Source organism: Planctomycetota bacterium (assembly GCA_021414025.1).
Taxonomy (GTDB): domain Bacteria; phylum Planctomycetota; class Phycisphaerae; order Phycisphaerales; family SM1A02; genus SYAC01.
In genome coordinates, this window is the sequence record JAIOPG010000002.1 from 675,945 (window position 1) to 695,755 (window position 19,811).

The following is a 19,811-nucleotide window of genomic DNA, read 5'->3' on the forward strand; positions in this document are numbered from 1 at the left end:
TTGAGCAGCGTGAAGGTGTCCTCGACCTGCTTGCGCTCGCTGGTGGCCAGAATGCCGCCGCTGACCGCCAGCACCAGGCTGGCCAGCAGCGCGATGATGCCGATCACCACCAGCAATTCCACAAGGGTGAAGGCTGAGCGGATGACGTTCATGGCCCGGTCTCCACGATGTTGTCGGCGTTGATGTCGACATCCTTGGCGGGGCCGGTCAATGCGATGCGCCGCGTGCGATCCAGCTTGCGATCGGGACCCGAGGAGAGCAGCGCGAACTCGGCGCTGCGCAGCCGCTGCGTGGAGGAGCGGTCCTTGCCGTTGATGGCGATCGAGGTCGGCAGGTCGGGATTTTCGTCGTCCAGCACATCGTCCTTGGCCTGCGCGTTGGGGACGAATTCGCTTTCGTTGGCGCTGGTGGGGCGCAGCGCGAAGAAGTCGCCCAGGTCAAAGCGGGTTCCGTCGGTCGCCGCATCCGGCGTGTTGGGCGTGTAGTTGACGTAGCCGCGGCGGTAGAAGCGGATGGGCTGCCCCCAGTAGTCAAGGATCACCTTTGGATAGCGGTCGAAATTGTCGTCGCCATCGGTGGCGCGGACGATGTCATAGTCGCCGTTGGCCTTGATCCCCTTGATGCCGCCGAGGATCGAAGGATCCTTCAGCTCGAGGTAGGGCCCGTACACCTTGCCCTCAAGATTGGCGCGACTGCGCAGGATGCACTTGGTGGTGTCGTTGCCGTTGCCGGTGGCGGTGGTGGTGGCGATCAGCACGCGGCTGGGCAGGGCCAGATTGCGGGTGAAGAAAAGTCCCTTGCGGGTCGGCGCGCCCAGCGTGACGCCGGAGTAGGAAGCCGCCGCGCCTGGAGTCGCCGCCACGTCGGCGTTGGTGATCGGCTGCAGCGCCGCGCCCCAGACGCCATCCATGCCGGGCGAGCGAATGCCCGCACGCGGTTGCTCGCGCTCGCCTGCCTTGAGGTCGGTGGGCGGCGGCGAGGAGAGCTCGCCGCAGATGCCATAGCCGTCGGCGGAGCGGTCGCCGGCGCCCAGCAGATATTCCGGCAGCGTGGTCACGCTGTTCCAATCCTGCAGCGCCTTGGCCTTGGCGCTGGACCACTGGCCGACCTTGGTGGTCTGGCCGGCGCTGGCCGTGTTGGACGGCGAGGGCAGCAGGTCGCGCATGTAGCCCACCTGCGTCGAGGGGGTCGCTGAGAGGGCCGCAGTGCCCCAGAGCGTGCTGGTGGTCAGCGTCGATGGGTCGCCCAGCAACGGCGGGTAGTAGCCGTGGTCGGACTTGAAGCGCGAGAGCGCCTGCGAGATCGAGCTCATCAGGAACTGCGTGTTGACCCGCTGGGCGCGCTTCTGCGCCGCGTTGATTCCCACAATCAGCAGGCCGACGAGCATGGCGATGACGCCGATCACCACCAGCAGCTCCACCAGGGTGAATCCGCCGCGGCGGCTGGGAGCCGCCCGAAGTGCCCGGGTGCTGTGGGGATGGTTCGTCATGGGGCGCCTATTTCTTTCCGCCTCCGGAGACGCTTTCGATCATGCTCACCAACGGCAGGAAGAGGGCCAGCACGATGGTGCCGATGATGCCTCCAAGCACGATGACCATGAAGGGCTCCAGCAGGCTCAGCAGACTGCCGACGGCGACGTCGACTTCTTCGTCGTAGTTGTCGGCGATCTTGGTGAGCATCACGTCCATGTCGCCGGTCTCCTCGCCCACGTCGATCATGTTCACCACCAGGCTGTCCACCACCTTGCTGGCGCGAAGCGGCGCCGCGAAGCTCTCGCCGTCGCGGATGGAGTCGTGCACCTTGTTCAGGGCCCGCTCATAGATCCAGTTGCCGCAGGTGTCGCGGGTGATCAGCACCGCCTCCAGAATGGGTACGCCGGCGCTGATCAGGGTGCCCAGGGTACGCGTGAATCGCGCAATGGTGGTTTTGCGGACCAGATTGCCGATGCCCGGCGCCTTCACGAAGAAGACGTCGAAGGCGGCACGCCCGAACTCCGTCTTGCGGAAGAGCTTGAAGACAATGATGATGAGGAAGGGCGAGACCAGAATCCACACCACCCCGGGCACGGCCTGGTTCTTGCTGCTGGTGCCCGCGATCCAGTTGCTGGTCTCGATCAGGAAGAGCGTCAGCGCCGGCAACTTCACGTCGAAGTCGGCGAAAATGGTGACGAACTTCGGGATGACGAAGTACATGATGCCGGTGACAATGGCCACGGCGATGGAGATGACGCAGGCCGGATAGATCATGGCGCCCTTGATGCGCCGCTTCAGGCGCTGGCCCTTTTCCATGAAGTCCGCCAGGCGCTGCAGGATGACGTCGAGCACACCGCCGACCTCGCCCGCGGCGACCATCTTGCAGTAGAGGCGGTCGAAGGCTTTGGGGTGCTTGGCGAAGGATTCGCTCAAGGTCGATCCGCCCTCGACATCCTCGCAGACCACGCCGAGGATCTTCTTCAGCTTGCCCGGCTTCTGCTGCTGCTCAAGGATCTGCATGCTGCGCAGCAGCGGCAGTCCGGCGTCCTGCAGGGTGCTGAGCTGGCGCGTGAAGTTGGTCATGGTCTTGGTGTTCACGCGGCCGGGCAGGGAGAAGCCCATCCCCTTGCCCTTCTTCTTGGCGACCTTCACCTTCTTGGTCTTCTCCGTCTTGGTGGCCTTCTGCTCGCGGACGCTGGTGGGGAACATGCCCTGCCCGCGCAGCGACTTGATGACCTCCTCGCTGGAGGCGGCGTCCATGGTGCCCTTCTGGGCCTTGCCGGCCGCGGTCATTGCTTCGTAGGCGTAGGTGGTGTTGGCCATGGCGCTCGCTTATTCCTCGGAGAGGGTTTCCCGGACCACTTCCTCGATGGTGGTCTGTCCGTCGTAGATCGCCAGCAATCCGCTCTCGCGCAGCGTGCGCATGCCACGCTTGCGGGCGGCCTGCTTGAGCACGTTGGTGCTGGCCTGGGTCATGATGAGCTCGCGCATGGCGTCGTCGACGACCATGATTTCATAGAGCGCGAGTCGGCCCTTGTAGCCGGTCTTGTTGCACTTGTCGCAGCCCTTGCCGCGGGTGAAGGTGCGGCTGGAGACATCCGAGGAGCGGAGCGAGAGCTCCATGAGCTGCTCCTCGCTGGGGATGTAGGTCTCCTTGCAGGTGGCGCAGACGCGGCGCACCAGCCGCTGGGCGACAACCGCCTCGAGCGTGGCGGTGAGCAGGAAGCTCTCGATGCCGAGATCGATCAAGCGCAGGATGCTGCTGGGGGCGTCGTTGGTGTGGAGCGTGCTGAAGACCAAGTGGCCGGTGAGGCTGGCCTGGATGGAGATCTGCGCGGTTTCAAGATCGCGGATTTCACCGACGAGGATGATGTCGGGATCCTGACGGAGGAAGCTGCGGAGGAGCTTGGCGAAGGTCAGTTCCTGGTCGGTGTTCACCTGGCATTGGATCAGCCCCTCGATGTCATATTCGACGGGATCCTCCGCGGTCAGGATCTTGGTGTCGATGGTGTTGAGCTCGTTGAGCGCGGCGTAGAGCGTGGTGGTCTTGCCGCTGCCGGTCGGGCCGGTGACGATCACGATGCCGTTGGGCTTGGCAATGAGCCCGCGCACCTTCTCCAGGTCGTCTTCGCGCAGGCCGACGCGGTCCAGGCTCAGCTGCACGTTGCTGCGGTCCAGGACTCGGAGCACGACGCTCTCGCCGAACATGGTCGGCAGCACGGCGACGCGGAGGTCGACCGGGGCGTTGTTCAGGTTCAGCTCAATGCGGCCGTCCTGCGGCAGGCGGCGCTCGGCGATGTCCAGGTTGGCCATGACCTTCACGCGGCTGACGATGGCCATCGCCAGCGATGGCGGCGGCGGCGACATCTCGTAGAGCACGCCGTCGATGCGGTAGCGCATCTTGAACTCATCTTCGAAGGGCTCCAGGTGGATGTCGCTGGCCTTGTCGCGGATGGCCTGCAGCAGCACCAGGTTGAGCAGGTTGATCACGTTGTTGTCGTTGGCGGCTTCCTGCAGCGTGGCCAGGTCGACGCTGGCGCCGCGGCCCTCGAGCGCCTGGGCGGCGTTGCTCTGCGAGAGGTCGGCGTAGACCTCGGCGAGCGAGTCCTTGGACTGGAAGTGCTCCTTGAGGATCGCGTCGATCTCATCCGGCGGCGCCACCACCGCGGAGACCTTCAGACCCATGAGCATCCGCAGGTCGTCGACGGCGCGGAAGCTCTCCGGACCCTTCAGCGCGATCACCAGCTTCTTGGTCACGGAGTCGAACTCGATCGGGACGACCTGGTAGCTGCGCGCCGTCTCCGCCGTGATCGCCTTGAGCGTGGTCTCGTCGAAGGTGCGGTCCTTCAGGGAGACGAACGGAAGTCCGCCCATGCCTGAGAGCACGATCTGAATGTCGATGGGTTGGATCAGCCCGATCTCGACCAGGATGTCGCCGAGCTGCTTCCCCTTGTGCGTCGTCTTTTGCAATTCCAGCGCCTGATGCACTTGCTCTCGCGTGACCTTCCCAAGCTTGGTGAGCGCCCGGCCGAGTCGGCGGCCCTTGAGCTCCATTTGGACAAAGCGCTCGTCGGAAGGATCAACTTTGAGTTGCTTCTCTTGCTGCATAAAGGGAAATCCTAATTGAATTCATCGTCCGAATTCTTGGAAACATTCGAATACAGATAGATCTAGTTCCCGATTATTCAATTGATAATTGCGTCATCAACCAATCGGACTTGGATCAAAACTTGGAAACGGGGGTGAAAGAGGTCCCAAAGAAACCCGAATAACTCCGTTATGCGCCACCATTATCAAGGGTTACGCCTCGGGAGCTTGGATCAGTTCCGGTCGCACAGGCCCGGCTCCGGCCTTTCGCAGACGCTCATTCAAGTCATCCGGATTGCGAGCGTTATCCACCATCTCCTCGGCCGTGATCATGCCCTTGGTGAAGATCGACCAGAGGTGCTCGTCGAGCAGCTGCATGCCGAACTTCTTGCCGGTCTGGATGGCCGAATCGATGCGGAAGGTCTTGCTTTCGCGGATCAGGTTGCTGATGGCGGGCGTGACCACCATGAACTCGTAGCCGGCCAAGCGGCCGGGCTTGTCGCTGCGGGCCAGGAGCACCTGGCTGAGCACCGCCAGAAGGCTGGTGGAGAGCTGGACCCGGACCTGCTCCTGCTGGTTCACCGGGAAGGCGTCGATGATTCGGTTGATGGTTCCGGCGGCGCCGGTGGTGTGCAGGGTGCCGAAGACCAAGTGGCCGGTCTCGGCGGCCTTGATGGCGGCCTCGATGGTGTCCAGGTCGCGCATTTCACCGACCAGGATGACGTCGGGATTCTGACGCAGCGCACGGCGCAGCGCCTCGCTGAAGCTGGGAACGTCCGACAGGGCGCCCACCTCGCGCTGATTGACGATGGATTTCTTATGGTTGTGGTAGTACTCGATCGGGTCCTCGACCGTCACGATGTGCTTCTCGAAGTTGGTGTTGATGTAGTCCAGCAGGGTGGCACAGGTGGTGGTCTTGCCGCTGCCGGTGGGACCGGTGACCAGGAAGAGTCCTCGGGGGCGGCGGATCAGGTCGCGGCAGATCTCCGGCAGTCCGATCACCTCGAAGGGCAGCAGCCGGTTGGGGATGAGGCGGAGCACCATCGCCACATAGGTCTTCTGGCGGAAGACGCTGACGCGGAAGCGCGCCGCCTCGCTGAAGCTGAATCCGAAGTCGGAGCCCCCCGCTTCCTGGAACTCCGCCTGGTTCTTTTCCGGCGTGATGGACTTCATCAGGGCCATCGTGTCATCGGGATCGAGGATTTTGGTCTGCAGGTTCCGCAGGCGGCCGTTGTGGCGGATGGTCGGCGGGCGGCCGACAGTGATGTGAAGATCGGAGGCGTCCAGCTTCACCATCACGTCGAGGAGTCGGTCGATTTGAACTGTGCTCATGGGTCGTTCCTGGGGTGGGTCGTTGGGGAGTTCCGAGGCAAATCAACCGCCGACCGTGGAAGGATCGAAGGTCTCCATCTGGGCGAACTTGGCCACCTCCGAGGGGGTGGTGCGGCCCTTGAGGATCTTCAGCTTGCCGTCTCCCAGCAGCGTGCGCATGCCGGAGCGGATGGCGGCGGCGCGGATCCGGGCGATGCCGGCCCGCTCGAAGGCCAGGTTCCGGATCTCGGCGTTCATGATCATCATTTCGTAGATGCCGCGGCGGCCGCGGTAGCCCACATTGCCGCACTCCGCACAGCCCACCGGCATCATGACCTTGTCCTTCTCGGAATCGGCGATGTTCACCAGTTGCAGGATCTTGGGATCGGGCTCGGGGTCGATCTTCTTGCACTTGTCGCAGAGGATGCGGGCCAGGCGCTGGCCCATGACGGCCTGGATGCTGCTGGCCACCAGGAAGGGCTTCACACCCATGTCCACCAGTCGCGTGATGGCGCTGGGGGCGTCGTTGGTGTGGAGCGTGCTGAAGACCAAGTGGCCGGTGAGCGCGGCCTGGATGGCGATGTCGGCGACTTCGCGATCTCGAATTTCACCGACCAGGATGATGTTGGGCGCCTGGCGGAGCATGGACTTCAGAATCGCCGGGAAGGTCAGGCCGATCTGGTCGCGGACCTGCACCTGGTTGATGCCCTTGAAGTTGTACTCCACGGGGTCCTCGGCGGTGATGATCTTCTTGTCGGGCCGGTTGAGGACGTCCAGCGCCGAGTAGAGCGTGGTGGTCTTGCCGCTGCCGGTGGGACCGGTGACCAGGAAGATGCCGTTGGGCCGGCGGATGACCTTGTTGAAGGTGTCGAGCATGTCCTGCTCGAGGCCGAGGTTGAGCAAGCCGATGCGCACGCTGTCCGGCCGCAAAATACGCAGCACCACGCTCTCGCCGTGGTAGGCCGGGCAGGTGCTGGCGCGGAAGTCGATGCTGGTGCCGTCGATGAGCATCTTGATGCGGCCGTCCTGCGGAACGCGCCGCTCCGCCATGTTCACGCCGGCCATCAGCTTGAAGCGGGCGAGCAGACCCGCCTGGTTGCGCTTGGGCAGCTTGTCGCGGAGAATGCACTCGCCGTCGATGCGGTAGCGCACGCGGACGTACTCCGTCATGGGTTCGACGTGGATGTCGCTGGCCCGGCCGCGGACGGCTTCGATGATGATGCGGTTCACCAGGCGGACGATCGGGGCGTCGTCGGCGGCATCGACGTCGATCGACTTGTCCACGCTCTTGTCGACGCTCTTGTCCACCGAGACGTCGATGGAGTCGGTGAGCAGGCTCTCCTGCTTGACGGCGCTGACCGACTTGTTGCCGATGTCCAGGAAGGCCTGCAGCTGGCGCTTGCTGGCAATGGCGGTGTCCAGTTCGGCGCTGAGGCGGAAGCGGAGCACATCGAAGAGCTCCAGGTCCATCGGGTCGTGCACCAGCAGCTTCAGGCGGCCGTTGGTCTTGGAGATCGGCAGCACCAGGTGCTTGCGCATGATCTCCTCGGGGATCAGCTCGCGGTTGATCTTGGCGCTGTCCTCGGCGCGGTCGAGGTTGAGGAACTCCATGCCGAACTGGTGGGCCAGGGCCCGGGCCACGTCCTCCTCGTTGCAGGCGCCGATCTCGATGAAGGCCTCGCCGATGCGCTTCTCGGTGCCGCTGGTCAGCTCCATCGCCTTGGCGACCTGCTCGGGCGTGACCAGCTTCCATTGCTGGAGGATCTCGGCAAGTTTGAGTCGAACCTTTCGGGCCACGCGCATCTCCTCAATTCAGTCGGAACGGGACAGTCCAGGGAACCAATCGTAGTATGCAGACCCCGCAGGCAAGCCGCAACTCATGACGCACACGAATCCCGGCCAACTTCCAACGCCACTTCGCTGGCTGCTGACCCTGGGTCCCACGCACGAGCCCATCGATCAGGTCCGGTTCATCGGCAATCGCTCCAGCGGACGCATGGGTTTTGAAATCGCCAAGGCGGCCCGGGACGCGGGCGCAGAGGTGAAAATTCTTGCGGGCCCCTGCTCGGCGGCCGGGTTGGATTCGTGGCCGAATCTCGCGCGGTTCCAGACCGCCGAGGAGCTGCGCGGGTTATTGACCGAGCAGTGGAAGGACTTCGACGTGCTGGTGATGGCCGCGGCGGTCGCGGATTGGCGCGTGGCCGGGGCGGCGCGAACCGGCAAGCTGCGCCGCAGCGCCGCGCCACCCGCGCTGCAGCTGGAGCAGGTGCCGGAGATCCTGGGCAACCTCAGCAGCCGGGCGGATCAGTTCATCGTGGGATTCGCCCTGGAGCCGCTGGCGGAGGTCGTCGACAACGCCCTCAAAAAGCTTGCCGCCAAGAAGGCCGACTGCATCGTGGCCAACTCGCTGGAGACGCTTGACTCCGGCGCCTCCGACGCACAGCTGGTCTGGCCGGATGGGCGCGTAACCACCCGCGGCGGATCGCAGACCTTCGAGCCCAAGGAGCGGATCGCCCGCTGGATCGTTGAGAGCATCGCCCCGGCGATCGCACGGAAGTGCCGCAAACAGTAATCTTTGAATTCACTTCTTCCCACCACAACAAGGAGTCAGCCATGCGAATTGGAATGATCGGTCTGGGTCGAATGGGGGCGAACATGTGCCAGCGCCTGATGAAGGCCGGGCATGAGATCGTGGCCTGGGACATGAATGCCAATTCGGTGAAGGACCTGGCTGCAAAGGGTGCCATCGGCGCCTCCTCGATCCAGGACATGATCGCCAAGCTGCCCGCCCCGCGCGCCATCTGGATGATGATTCCGACCGCCTACGTCGACGAAACGATCGCCAAGATCGCGCCGCTGCTGGCCAAGGGCGACACGCTGATCGACGGAGGCAACAGCTACTACAAGGATGACATCCGCCGCGCTAAGGAGCTCGCCGGCAAGGGCATCGACTATGTCGATGTGGGAACCTCCGGCGGTGTCTGGGGACTGGAGCGCGGCTACTGCCAGATGATCGGCGGACCCGCCGAGACGGTGAAGCGTCTCGACCCGATCTTCAAGGCGCTGGCTCCGGGCAAGGGAACCATTCCCGCGACGGAGAACCGCAAGAACCGCGCCGGCACCGCGGAGCAGGGCTATCTGCACTGCGGCAACAGCGGCGGCGGACACTTCGTGAAGATGGTCCACAATGGCATCGAGTATGGAATCATGGCGGCCTACGCCGAGGGCCTGAACATCATCAAGCATGCCGACGCGGGGCTGCACGAGCGAGAGAAGAGCGCCGAGACCACCCCCCTTCGCGATCCGGAAAACTATCAATATCAGTTCGAACTTCCGGACATCGCGGAAGTGTGGCGCCGGGGCAGCGTGATCAGCAGCTGGCTGCTGGATCTCACCGCCAACGCGCTGGCGGAAGACCCGCAGATGAGCAAGTACGCCGGCCGGGTCAGCGACTCGGGCGAAGGCCGATGGACGATCGACGCCGCCGTGGCTGAGGGCATTCCGGCGCACGTGCTGACCGCGGCGCTCTACACACGCTTCGCCAGCCAGGGCCAGGCTCTCTTCGCCGACAAGCTCTGCTCGGCGATGCGCAAGCAGTTCGGCGGTCACGACGAGCTTCCCTCGAAGCCGGGCGCCAAGGCATGAACGGCAAACCGCAATGCGACGCGATGGTGCTCTTCGGCGCCAGCGGCGACCTGGCCCACAAGAAGCTCTTCGACACCATCCAGGCCCTGATCCGCCGCAATGTGCTCAACGGCCCGGTCATCGGCGTCGCCAAGAGCAGCATGACCAAGGAGCAGATGCTGACGCGGGCACGCGAAGGGATCACCACCTATGGCCGCGGCGTGGACGAGGCCGCCTTCAAGAAATTCTCCGAGCAGTTCCAGTATGTCGATGGGGACTACGCGGACCTCTCCACGTTCCAGGCGCTCAAGAAGGCCCTGGGCAGCGCCCAGCGCCCGCTGCACTATCTTGCGATTCCCCCCGTGCTCTTCGGCGCCGTCACCAAGCAGCTCGAGGCCTCGGGGTGCGCCGAGCATGCGCGGGTGGTGGTGGAGAAACCATTCGGCCGCAACACTGCCAGCGCCAAGCAGCTCAACGCCACGCTGCACGAAGTCTTCGACGAGGCGCACATCTTCCGCATCGACCACTACCTGGGCAAGGAGGCGACGCAGAACATTCTCTTCACCCGCTTCGCCAACTCCTTCCTGGAGCCGCTCTGGAACAGCCACTGGATCAAGCAGATCCAGATCACCATGGCGGAGAGCTTCGGCGTGCAGGGGCGCGGGGCCTTCTACGACTCGACCGGCTGCATCCGCGACGTGATCGAGAACCACCTCATGCAGGTGGTGGGCTTCCTCTGCATGGAGCCGCCGGTCTGGACCGACATGGAGCGGGTGCGCGACGAGCAGGTGAAACTGTTCCGGGCCATCCGCACCCTCACCACCCGCGACGTGGTGCGCGGACAATTCGATGGCTACCTGAAGGAGCCGGGCGTGGCCCCCAACAGCATGACCGAAACCTGGGGCGCCGTCCGCCTGGCCATCGACAATTGGCGCTGGAACGGCGTGCCGGTCTACATCCGCGCCGGCAAGTGCATGCCCATGTCGGCGACGGAGGTGCGCGTGGAGTTCCACCGCCCGCCCAATGTGGTTTTTCCCGATGCGCCGCCGGGGCCCCACAATTTCGTGCGCTTCCTCTTCAGCCCGCGCATCGAGATCGGCATCAACATGCAGGCCAAGATCGACGGCGAGGTCATGGGCGGCATGCCCATCGAGCTGATGGCCGTCGACGCGCAGCCCGACGAGATGACTCCCTACGAGCGGCTGATCGGCGACGCGATCCGCGGCGACCAGGCGCTCTTCGCACGACAGGATGCCGTTGAAGAAGGATGGCGCATCGTGGAGAACATTCTGGACAACGCGGTGCCCATCATGAAGTACCAGCCGGGCACCTGGGGGCCGGAGCCCGCCAACGAGATCCTGATGCCCGAGGGCGGATGGCACTCACCGCAACTCTCGACGGCGCCGAAGGGCGGTTAGACTTCGAGCGCGGCAGGGTCGAACGCGGGTTCGACCCGCTCCGCTTCGGGACCGTGGCGGAACAGCAGACGCAGCGGACTTAAAATCCGCAGTTGAGAAATCGACGTGTGGGTGCAACTCCCACCGGTCCCTCTTGCCGGCCCGTTGACGCGGCGCTTCGACGAGTCCACGTAGGGGCATTGATAGGATGAGCCTTCCATGGGCGACGCCAAATCCCAGAAAAATCCGGCCGCCCCCCATCCGCTGGACCGCCCGCTGGTGGTGCTGGCGACAAACCAGCCCTGGGCCGCCGATCTGCTGCGGCTGGCGCTGAGCGACGCCGCCGCGCAACTCGAGATCATTCCCCGCGACGAGCATTCCATCGAGCGGATCGTGCGCTTCGCGCCGACGGTGATCGCCGTGGAGCTCTCGGAGCCGGGAGCCCAGGGATTCGACTTGCTCCGCGCCTTGGCGGCCAACGCCGACACGAAGGACACTCCCTGCGTCGCCATGGCGGCGCTGCCCGATCCACTGATCCGCACCGCGGCCTTCGCGGCCAAGGCCGAGGAGTTCATCTCTCGCATGAGCGATCCCGCCGAAGTCCGCTCGCGGGTGGGGACGCTGGCCAAGCTGGGCATGGCCCAGTCGCGGGAGCGCCAGGCCGAGGCGGAGATCAACGAGCTGCAGAAGCGCCTGAACGAGCGTGCCCATTCGCTTACCGACAGCGAGCGCCTGGTGACACATCTGCAGAAGTCGCTGGTGGTCGACGGGCAGCTGCATCGCAACCGCGTCGACGGACTGGTCGCGGTCGGCATCGAGCTCAACAAGGTGCAGGACATCCATCTGCTGATGGACCGGATCCTGAGCGAGGCCCGTCAGCTCATCGGCGCCGACGCGGGGACCATCTTCATCACCGAACAGAATGTGCTGCGCTTCGCCTACACGCAGAACGACACGCTCTCGCGGCGCTCCCCCAAGGTCGATTCGCCGCGCCTCTCCAGTTACCTGCTGCCCGCCGGCGCCGGATCGATCGCCGGATGGGTGGGCGTGAGCGGCGAGAGCATCAACATCCCCGACGCGTATGCATTGGATCCGGGCAGCCCCTTCCAGTTCGACGCCTCCTTCGACCGGCTCACCGGCTACCGCACCCAGAGCGTGCTGGCCCTGCCGCTGCGCACCAGCCTGGGCCGCGCCGTGGGCGTGCTGCAGCTGCTCAACGCCATGGACAGCGAGGGCCGCGCTCGACCGCGCTTCACCGACGCCGACCAGGCCCTGCTCTCGCACTTCGCCAGCATCGCGACGGTGGCGATCGAGCGCACCCAGCTGACCGAGAGCATCATCACCCGCATGCTGCGGATGACCGAGACCCGCGATCCCATCGAGACCGGGCAGCACATCGACCGCGTCGCCGGCATCTCCGCAGCGCTCTTCGAGGAGTGGGCGCACCGGCGCGGGCTCTCCGGCCCCGCCTTCGAGCGGCAGCGCGACCGGCTGCGGATCGCGGCGCGGCTGCACGACGTGGGCAAGATCGGCATCTCAGACACCATCCTGAAGAAGACGGAGAAGCTGGACCCGAGCGAGTACGAGATGGTGAAGCGCCACGTGCTGATCGGGGCGCGCTTCTTCCTGGACCAGCCGACGGAGTTCGACGAGTCCTCGCGCGACGTGGCCCTGAACCACCACGAGCGCTGGGATGGCGGCGGCTACCCCGGCTATGTGGACCTGGACGGCAAGCTGCTGCTGGATCCGGTCACCAAGCAGCCGCGCCTTGGCGGCAAGAAGGGCGAGGACATTCCCCTCTTCGCGCGGGTGGTCTCGCTGGCTGACGTCTTCGACGCCCTCTCGAACAAGCGCTGCTACAAGGAGGCGTGGGCGGAGCGCCGCGTGCTGGACACGATCCGCGGCGAGTCGGGCAAGCAGTTCGACCCGGAGCTGGTGGAGATCTTCTTCGCCAAGCTCTCGGTGATCCGCGACATCCGCCAGCTGCATCCGGACGCCTGAGCCAGGCGGGCCGGTGCCGCACGCGACCATCGACGGCGCTGCGGGCGCGAAGCGCCTTTCGATATGCTCCCTCCATGCGCTCCCTGCTGTGGTCGGTTCAGAACAGGCTCTTCGCGGTCGATCTGCGGCATGTGCGCGAGGTCTGCCCGGTGGTCTCGGCGCATCCGCTGCCCGCGGGCCCGCCCTGTCTGCTGGGCCTCTTCGACTACCACGGCGCCCTGATCCCGCTGCTGGACGCCGGCATTCTCACCGGGCTGGAAGCGGTCAAACCGCAATTGGGATCGCGCACGCTGCTGATCGAGGCGCTGCTGGACAATGACCCCGAGAGCGCGGGCGTTTCGATCTTCGGCCTGCGCGTGGAGCAGACGCTGGGGCTGCGCGACCTGGACGCGGGCGGCGCGTGGAATCCGGAGGGCGGCCTGCCCGGCTTCGGTCACCTGCGCGAGGTGCTCAACGCCCCCGATGGGCGCGTGCAGGTTTTCGATTGCCCGAGCGTGGCCCGAGAGCACCGCCATCTGCTGCAAGGCGCCGGCGCCCTGGCCGCAACCCCCGAACGACGGCTGGCCCCGTGAAGGAGCTGACCGCGTGGCTGGCGGCGCACACTCCGCTGGATTCGCAGCTCAACAGCTTCGTGGAGCTCTTCGCCGTCGAACGGATGCGCCTGCTGAAATGCTCCACCGCCGCGGAGTACGTCGCGCGGCTGGAGCGCGATCCGCAGGAGGCGAAGAGTCTCTTCCATCATCTCGCGCCGCCGGAGACCTGGCTCTTTCGCTACGCCGCCGCCTTCGAGGCGCTGCGCGGCGAACTGATGAAGTGCGATCGATCACGCGTGATCGAGGTGGCGAGCCTGGGATGCGCCACGGGCTCCGAGCCCTACTCGATCGCGGCGACGGCGCTTTCATGCGGATTGACCTGCGAGCTCATCCGGATCCTGGCCCTGGACTACAGCGCGGAGCACCTGGAGATGGCACGGGCCGGTCGTGCCAGCGCCGTCGCCCAGCGCACGCCGCTTCCAAGCTGGGCGACTCCATGGTTTCATCCGACAAGCCAGGGTCAGCTCCAACTTGATCCGCGCGGGCTGGAGATGATCGAGTTCCGGCAGGCGGATCTCTCCATCTGGAAGCCGGACCGCGCTTTCGACTTCGTCTTCTGCCGCAACGTGGCGATCTATCTGAACAGCTCGACGAAGAAAAGCCTGGGCGCCTTGCTCTGCTCCATGGTGCGTCCGCAGGGACTGATTTTCCTGGGGCACGCCGACTCGGCGATCCTCAACGGAACCGCGGCAAGGCGGGTGGAGATTGACAATGCATTCATCTTCGCCAAGTCGCAGGCGCCCAAGGAGTCCCGGACTCCGCCCGTCATCGCCTCACCGATGGCCCCGGCGCGTCCCTCGAGCCGAAGTGTCAAGTCCGTTGCGGCAAAGCCGATCGAGCCGCCCGCGCCTGTCGCGGATCTGCTGGCGCAGGCTCAGGCCGCCGCCGACGCCGGCGATCTGCCCGAAGCGGAGAAGGCGCTGCTGGCCCATCTGAAGCACCATCCCGGCGAGACCCAGGCGCACCTGCTGCATGGATGCGTGCTCATGGCGCGGAACCGGCACGCCGAGGCCGAGCGCTGCTTCACCAAGGTCGTGTACCTTGACCCGGCGAACTCGCTGGGACTGCTCTCGCTCGCCGCGATCGCCGATCTGCGCGGCGACGCGAAGAGCGCGGAACGCTTCCGCGACCGAGCTGCGCGCAACGCTGTGGAGCCTCACCGTGAGCCATGACCCAACCGATCAACCCGTGAGCGCCGCGGACGGACTGACCCGCCTGCTGGCGCGGCCGATCGGCATCGAGGGGCTCGCCGAGAACACCGCGGCGCTTTCGCTGAAGCGGCAGCACTCGCTCCGCGAGGAAGGCACGATCCTGCTTTTTCGAATCGGCGGCGAGCGCTTCGCGCTGCCGGCCGCCAGCGTTCTCAATGTCTTTCCCGTCGCCGCCGTGCGCAAGGTGCCACATCGAACTAGACCCCCCTTTCGCGGCCTCTGCTGCCATGAGGGGGCGATTTTGCTGACCGGCATGCTGCACGTGGTTCTGGACATGCCCGCCGACGAAACCGGCGACGCCAAGCTGCGCCGGATGATCGTGATCGGCAGCGAGGAGTCCGCCTGGGCCTTCGAGGTGGACGCGGTGGAGTGCATCCGCCGGGTCGATCCCGCTCAGTTCCGCCACGCGCCGGCGACGATTCCGAGGAACGCCACCTCCTGCACCACCGCCCTGATTCCAATGGAGGATGGGGACGCCGCACTGCTGGATCCCGACGCGATCCGCTCCACCATGGAGCGCTCCATCCAATGAGCTCCTTCGGCGGCTTCGACCTTTTCGAATTGTTCCGCGCCGAGATCGAGACGCACGGGGCGGCGCTCAACGAGGGGCTGCTGCGCCTGGAGAAGAATCCGGCCGACGTCCAGCCGGTTGACGCGCTGATGCGCGCGGCACACTCCATCAAGGGGGCGGCGCGGGTGATCGGCCTGGACCTGGCGGTCGACCTCGCCCATCACATGGAGGATTGCCTGGTCAGCATCCAGAAGAAGAAGGAGGCCTGCACCCCGGAGCGCGTGGAGCAGCTGCTGGGCGGCACGGACATCCTGACCCAGCTTTCCGCGCTCAAGGAGGCGGAGTTGCCCGAGTGGAAGTCGCGCAACGCCGCGGAGATCAACTCCCTGGTGACGGCGCTTTCGGGGGCGGCGCATGCGGCGCCCGTCGCCGAGAAGCCTGCGGCGCCGATGGATGCGGCACCAAAGGACGCGGACAACACCGCAACCAAGGATGCCAAAAACTCCGAGCCCGCCCGGGAATTCGTGGAGTCGACGCCGGTGCCGGCCCCCACGCCGCTGGCCCCGCCGCGGCCGTCGCCGAAATCATCGCAACAACCGCTGCAGACCGTGGAGAAATCCTCCGCCGCCGTCAGCCCCTCCGCCGGCGCGGCCACCGAGGTGCGCACCGTTCGGGTGAACGCGGAGAATCTGGATCGCATGATGCGCCTGGCCGGCGAGAGCATGGTCGAAGGCAAGCGCTTCCCGCAGATTCGCCGCGGCCTGCGCGAGATGAAGTCGCAGCTTCGCTTCGCGCGGGACTCCTTCGAGTCGGCGGTCAAGCGCCGCGACGCCACCGAGATCGCCAACTCCCTCTCGCGCCTGGCGGGCATCGAGGGCAGCCTGACCAAGCACGCCGAGTTCCTCGAAAATGTTTTCCGGCGGACCGAGGAAGTCGGCACCCGCCTCTACCACGAGGTAATCGGCAGCCGGATGCGCCCCTTCGGCGACGTCACCGCGGGCCACCCCCGGATGATCCGCGACCTCGCCAAGAAGCTGGGCAAGAAGGTCCAGTTCGACATCGAGGGCGCCGATGTTGCCGTCGACCGCGACGTGCTGGCGCGCCTGGAGGCGCCGCTGAACCACATGTTGCGCAACGCCGTCGACCACGGCGTGGAGCTTCCCCCCGAGCGCCTGGCGGCGGGCAAGTCCGAGAGCGCGCATCTGCGCCTGCAGGCGCGGCACCACGCAGGCATGCTCGAGGTGCGCATCCGCGACGACGGCCGCGGCATCGACCCGGACCGGATCCGCGCCAAGGTCGTCGAGAAGCGGCTGCAATCCGCCCAGATCGCCGCGGGGTTAAACAAGGCGGAGCTGCTGGAGTTCCTCTTCCTTCCCGGCTTCTCCACTGCATCGCAGGTGACCGAAGTCTCCGGCCGAGGCGTCGGCCTGGACGTCGTCAGCCAGTCGGTGCGCGAGATCGGCGGCTCGGTCCGCCTGGAATCGCAGCCGGGCCAGGGCTCGGAGTTCATCCTTTCGCTGCCGATCACCTTGAGCGTGATCCGCGCCCTGACCGTGCGGGTGTGCGGCGAGAGCTACGCCTTTCCGCTGGCCCGCATCGAGCGCATCGTGAAGGTGGACGCGGCGCAGCTGGTCAGTGTCGAGGGGCGTTTGACCTTCCAACTGGAGGATCGCTCGATCGGGCTGCTTCGCGCCGACGACCTCTTCGGCCTTCCCGCGGCGGCGGAGCCCGCCACCTCGACGATCGTGCACGTGCTGGTGCTGGGCGAGTTCGACCATCCCTGCGGCCTGGTGGTGGACCAGTTCCTGGGCGAGCAGGACCTGGTGGTGCGCAAGCTCGATCCGCGTCTGGGCAAGACCCCCTTCATCAGCTCGGCCGCGATCGACGACGAGGGCGGCGCGATCCTGATCATGGATGTCGAGGACCTGCTGCTGGGGATCCGGCGCGGGCTTTCCGAGGGCGGCGTGCGCGGGCTGGACATCGCCTCGCTGCGGCGCGGCTCGGCGGGGCGCAAGCGCATCCTGGTGGTGGATGACTCCATCACTGTGCGCGAGGTGGAGCGGCAGATGCTGGCGCGGCTGGGCTACGAGGTGCAGACCGCGGTTGATGGCGTCGACGGCTTCGCCCAACTCAAGGCCGGAAGCTTCGACCTGCTGGTGACCGACGTGGACATGCCGCGCATGAATGGGATCGAGTTCGTCAAGGCGCTGCGCCGCGAGAGCCGCTTTGCCAACCTGCCGGTGGCGATCGTCAGTTACAAGGACCGCGCCGAGGATCGCGCCGCCGGCATGGAGGCCGGGGCCAACGCCTACCTCACCAAGGGATCCTTCCAGGATCAGTCCTTCATCCAGACGATCGTGGACCTGATCGGCGAGGCGCAATCATGAAGATCGCCGTGGTCAATGACTTGAAGATCGCGCTGCACGCGCTGACCCACATCGTGCAGGGCATTCCCGGTGTGACGCTGGCTTGGACCGCGCTGGACGGCGAGGAGGCGGTGTCCAAGTGCGCCGCCGACCGGCCCGACCTGGTGCTGATGGACCTGATCATGCCGAAGATGGACGGCGTGGAAGCCACCCGCCGGATCATGAAGGAAAGCCCCTGCGCGATTCTGGTGGTCACGGCGACCATCGAGGGGAATTCCGGCCGCGTCTTCGAGGCCCTGGGCGCCGGGGCGCTGGACGCCGTCGAGACGCCGCGCTTCGAGCAGGCGCTGGATGGCCCGGGCGGCGACCCCCTGCGGACCAAGATTGCCCAGATCCGGCGCAATCAGAAGATCGAGCGGCAGCCGCCGAGGGAAGTCGCGGTGCCCGCCCACACTGCGGGCGATCGCGCGTCCGCCGCGCCGATGGTTTTGCTGGGGGCCAGCACCGGCGGGCCGCAGGCGCTGGCGACCGTGCTGCGCTCCTTCAAGTCGCCGATGAATTTCGGCGTGGTGCTGGTCCAGCATCTGGACGCGGCCTTCATCGCGGGGTTCCGCAACTGGCTGGGACAGGAGACGGGGCTGGGCATCAAGGCCGCAGCACCCGGAGACCGCGTGGCGCCGGGCTATGTCTATGTGGCCTCATCCAACCGTCACCTGATGCTCACCGCCGGCGGCGTCTTCATCGAATCGGATCAACCCGCCGACGCGCTGCACAAGCCGAGCGTTGACGCGCTGATGCTCTCCGCCGCGGGCACCTCGCTGCAGGGCGCCGCGGCGCTGCTGACCGGCATGGGCCGCGACGGCGCGGCGGGACTGCTCGCCCTGCGCCAATCGGGATGGTCGACCATCGCCCAGGACGCCGCGACCAGCGTGGTCTGGGGCATGCCCGGAGCCGCCGCACAATGCCAGGCCGCCGAGCAGGTCCTGCCCATCGACAAGATCGGACCCGCCCTGCAAAACGCCTTGACCCGAAAGCAGAATCTCCGCCATGAGTAACCCCGAAGCCGTCCGCCCCGTCCATCCCATGAAGACCATCGTGCTGCTGGTGGACGACCAGATGATCATTGCCGCGGCGGTGCACAAGATGCTGCAGTCGCAGCCCGACTGGGAGTTCCACTACTGCAACGACGGCACCAAGGCCGTCGAGATGGCGCTGGCCCTGCGGCCCACCGTGATCCTGCAGGATCTGGTGATGCCCGAGACCGACGGACTCTCGCTGGTGCCGGAGTACCGCAAGCATCCCGAGCTGGCGGAGACGCCGCTGGTGGTGCTCTCCTCGCTCGAAGTGGCCGAGACCAAGGCCAAGGCCTTTGCACTGGGCGCCAACGACTACCTGGTGAAGCTGCCCGACCCGGTCGAGGTGATCGCGCGGATCAAGCACCACTCGGACGGCTACAAGGCGGCGCTGGAGCGCAACGCGGCCTACGCGGCGCTGGCCGCCAGCGAGAAGCACCTGCAGGAAGAGGCCAAGCGCGCCGCGGAATACGTGCGCTCATTGCTGCCCGATCCCATCGCCAAGGGCGCCGCGACGGCGCAGTGGAAATTCGTTCCCAGCGAAAGCCTGGGCGGCGACGCCTTCGGCTATCACTGGCTGGACGAGTCGCGCATGGCGATCTATCTGCTGGACGTCTGCGGCCACGGCGTCGGTCCGGCGCTGCTGGGGGTGAGCGCCATGAACACGATCCGCGGCGGCGCGATTCCCGGCCGCGACATGCGCGACCCTGCGGCCGTGCTGGAGGGACTCAACGACCTCTACCCGATGGCCCAGCACAACGACATGTTCTTCACGCTCTGGTATGGCATTCTGGATGTCGACGCGGCGACATTGAAGTGGTGCGGCGGCGGCCATCCGCCGGCGCTGGTGGTGGGGCCGGATGGAGCGCTCACGCGGCTCCCCTCGCAGGGGCTGATGATCGGCGCCGCCACCGGCATTCCCTATGACTCGAGCGAGGTCAAGCTGCAGCCCAACTCCAAGATCTTCGTCTACAGCGACGGCATCTTTGAGATCACCAAGCCTGACAACACCATGACCTCGCTGGAGGACTACATCGCCGAGGTTGGCAAACTCCACGCCAAGCCCGACCCGCTGGCGAGCATGGTGGCCTGGGGTCAGGCCGCGCAGGGCACAGCGCAGTTCGTGGACGACGTGAGCCTGCTCGAGATCCGCTTCAATCCGTGA

The 19,811-nt window shown here is 66.0% G+C and carries 15 protein-coding genes, 1 tRNA gene and 1 pseudogene; 11 read left to right on the top strand and 6 right to left on the bottom strand.

What is annotated here, in order from left to right:
• Positions 1-71 precede the first annotated feature (71 nt).
• The 6 genes and pseudogenes from K8R92_03615 to tadA (K8R92_03640) all read right to left on the bottom strand — a co-directional run bounded on the left by K8R92_03615 (position 72) and on the right by tadA (K8R92_03640) (position 7,667).
• Positions 72-152: pseudogene (locus tag K8R92_03615) on the bottom strand (prepilin-type N-terminal cleavage/methylation domain-containing protein).
• Positions 149-1,489 (bottom strand): type II secretion system GspH family protein, encoded by a 1,341-nt coding sequence (locus tag K8R92_03620; GenBank protein MCE9618980.1) that lies wholly within the window; start codon positions 1,487-1,489, stop codon positions 149-151. Before K8R92_03620 ends, K8R92_03615 begins: the two are co-directional and overlap by 4 nt.
• A 7-nt stretch (positions 1,490-1,496) precedes the next feature.
• Complete coding sequence (locus K8R92_03625) at positions 1,497-2,795, bottom strand: type II secretion system F family protein (protein ID MCE9618981.1); 1,299 nt, start codon at positions 2,793-2,795, stop codon at positions 1,497-1,499.
• 9 nt (positions 2,796-2,804) lie between these two features.
• Complete coding sequence (gene tadA / locus K8R92_03630) at positions 2,805-4,526, bottom strand: Flp pilus assembly complex ATPase component TadA (GenBank protein MCE9618982.1); 1,722 nt, start codon at positions 4,524-4,526, stop codon at positions 2,805-2,807.
• A 246-nt stretch (positions 4,527-4,772) separates the two neighbouring features.
• The gene (locus K8R92_03635) at positions 4,773-5,891 is read right to left on the bottom strand and encodes a type IV pilus twitching motility protein PilT (GenBank protein MCE9618983.1); all 1,119 of its coding nucleotides are present in this window, start codon (positions 5,889-5,891) and stop codon (positions 4,773-4,775) included.
• A gap of 42 nt (positions 5,892-5,933) precedes the next feature.
• Entirely contained in the window at positions 5,934-7,667 is a 1,734-nt protein-coding gene (tadA, locus tag K8R92_03640; GenBank protein MCE9618984.1) for a Flp pilus assembly complex ATPase component TadA, read from the bottom strand.
• Positions 7,668-7,749: 82 nt separating this feature from the next.
• Between tadA (K8R92_03640) and K8R92_03645 the strand changes: the two genes are divergently transcribed.
• From K8R92_03645 to K8R92_03695, 11 genes are all read left to right on the top strand, one after another.
• On the top strand, positions 7,750-8,442 hold the full coding sequence (locus K8R92_03645; GenBank protein ID MCE9618985.1) for a phosphopantothenoylcysteine decarboxylase: 693 nt from the start codon (positions 7,750-7,752) through the stop codon (positions 8,440-8,442).
• Between the two features lie 41 nt (positions 8,443-8,483).
• The gene (gnd, locus tag K8R92_03650) at positions 8,484-9,515 is read left to right on the top strand and encodes a decarboxylating 6-phosphogluconate dehydrogenase (GenBank protein MCE9618986.1); all 1,032 of its coding nucleotides are present in this window, start codon (positions 8,484-8,486) and stop codon (positions 9,513-9,515) included.
• On the top strand, positions 9,512-10,912 hold the full coding sequence (gene zwf, locus K8R92_03655; GenBank protein MCE9618987.1) for a glucose-6-phosphate dehydrogenase: 1,401 nt from the start codon (positions 9,512-9,514) through the stop codon (positions 10,910-10,912). Before gnd ends, zwf begins: the two co-directional genes overlap by 4 nt.
• A gap of 47 nt (positions 10,913-10,959) precedes the next feature.
• Positions 10,960-11,044, top strand: a tRNA-Leu gene (locus tag K8R92_03660).
• 483 nt (positions 11,045-11,527) lie between these two features.
• Positions 11,528-12,892: an HD domain-containing protein gene (locus K8R92_03665; GenBank protein ID MCE9618988.1), complete on the top strand. Its 1,365-nt coding sequence runs from the start codon at positions 11,528-11,530 to the stop codon at positions 12,890-12,892.
• A 74-nt stretch (positions 12,893-12,966) separates the two neighbouring features.
• Positions 12,967-13,464 (top strand): chemotaxis protein CheW, encoded by a 498-nt coding sequence (locus K8R92_03670; protein MCE9618989.1) that lies wholly within the window; start codon positions 12,967-12,969, stop codon positions 13,462-13,464.
• Positions 13,461-14,657: a hypothetical protein gene (locus K8R92_03675; GenBank protein MCE9618990.1), complete on the top strand. Its 1,197-nt coding sequence runs from the start codon at positions 13,461-13,463 to the stop codon at positions 14,655-14,657. Before K8R92_03670 ends, K8R92_03675 begins: the two co-directional genes overlap by 4 nt.
• Positions 14,647-15,228, top strand: a complete 582-nt coding sequence (locus K8R92_03680) for a chemotaxis protein CheW (protein ID MCE9618991.1) — start codon at positions 14,647-14,649, stop codon at positions 15,226-15,228. The genes K8R92_03675 and K8R92_03680 overlap by 11 nt, the downstream gene beginning before the upstream one ends.
• Complete coding sequence (locus K8R92_03685; protein MCE9618992.1) at positions 15,225-17,594, top strand: hybrid sensor histidine kinase/response regulator; 2,370 nt, start codon at positions 15,225-15,227, stop codon at positions 17,592-17,594. The genes K8R92_03680 and K8R92_03685 overlap by 4 nt, the downstream gene beginning before the upstream one ends.
• Positions 17,591-18,628 carry a chemotaxis-specific protein-glutamate methyltransferase CheB gene (cheB, locus tag K8R92_03690; GenBank protein ID MCE9618993.1) on the top strand — a complete coding sequence of 346 codons (1,038 nt, stop codon included), beginning with the start codon at positions 17,591-17,593 and terminating at the stop codon, positions 18,626-18,628. The genes K8R92_03685 and cheB overlap by 4 nt, the downstream gene beginning before the upstream one ends.
• Entirely contained in the window at positions 18,621-19,811 is a 1,191-nt protein-coding gene (locus K8R92_03695) for a SpoIIE family protein phosphatase (GenBank protein ID MCE9618994.1), read from the top strand. The genes cheB and K8R92_03695 overlap by 8 nt, the downstream gene beginning before the upstream one ends.

What these genes read in the sequence shown, in the direction of transcription:
- gnd (MCE9618986.1), top strand. Translation starts at nt 8,484, where the DNA reads ATGCGAATTGGAATGATCGGTCTGGGTCGAATGGGGGCGAACATGTGC.
- K8R92_03670 (MCE9618989.1), top strand. Translation starts at nt 12,967, where the DNA reads ATGCGCTCCCTGCTGTGGTCGGTTCAGAACAGGCTCTTCGCGGTCGAT.
- zwf (MCE9618987.1), top strand. Translation starts at nt 9,512, where the DNA reads ATGAACGGCAAACCGCAATGCGACGCGATGGTGCTCTTCGGCGCCAGC.
- K8R92_03665 (MCE9618988.1), top strand. Translation starts at nt 11,528, where the DNA reads ATGGCCCAGTCGCGGGAGCGCCAGGCCGAGGCGGAGATCAACGAGCTG.
- cheB (MCE9618993.1), top strand. Translation starts at nt 17,591, where the DNA reads ATGAAGATCGCCGTGGTCAATGACTTGAAGATCGCGCTGCACGCGCTG.
- K8R92_03645 (MCE9618985.1), top strand. Translation starts at nt 7,750, where the DNA reads ATGACGCACACGAATCCCGGCCAACTTCCAACGCCACTTCGCTGGCTG.
- tadA (MCE9618982.1), bottom strand. Translation starts at nt 4,526, where the DNA reads ATGGAGCTCAAGGGCCGCCGACTCGGCCGGGCGCTCACCAAGCTTGGG.
- K8R92_03635 (MCE9618983.1), bottom strand. Translation starts at nt 5,891, where the DNA reads ATGAGCACAGTTCAAATCGACCGACTCCTCGACGTGATGGTGAAGCTG.
- K8R92_03620 (MCE9618980.1), bottom strand. Translation starts at nt 1,489, where the DNA reads ATGACGAACCATCCCCACAGCACCCGGGCACTTCGGGCGGCTCCCAGC.
- K8R92_03695 (MCE9618994.1), top strand. Translation starts at nt 18,621, where the DNA reads ATGAGTAACCCCGAAGCCGTCCGCCCCGTCCATCCCATGAAGACCATC.
- K8R92_03625 (MCE9618981.1), bottom strand. Translation starts at nt 2,795, where the DNA reads ATGGCCAACACCACCTACGCCTACGAAGCAATGACCGCGGCCGGCAAG.
- K8R92_03685 (MCE9618992.1), top strand. Translation starts at nt 15,225, where the DNA reads ATGAGCTCCTTCGGCGGCTTCGACCTTTTCGAATTGTTCCGCGCCGAG.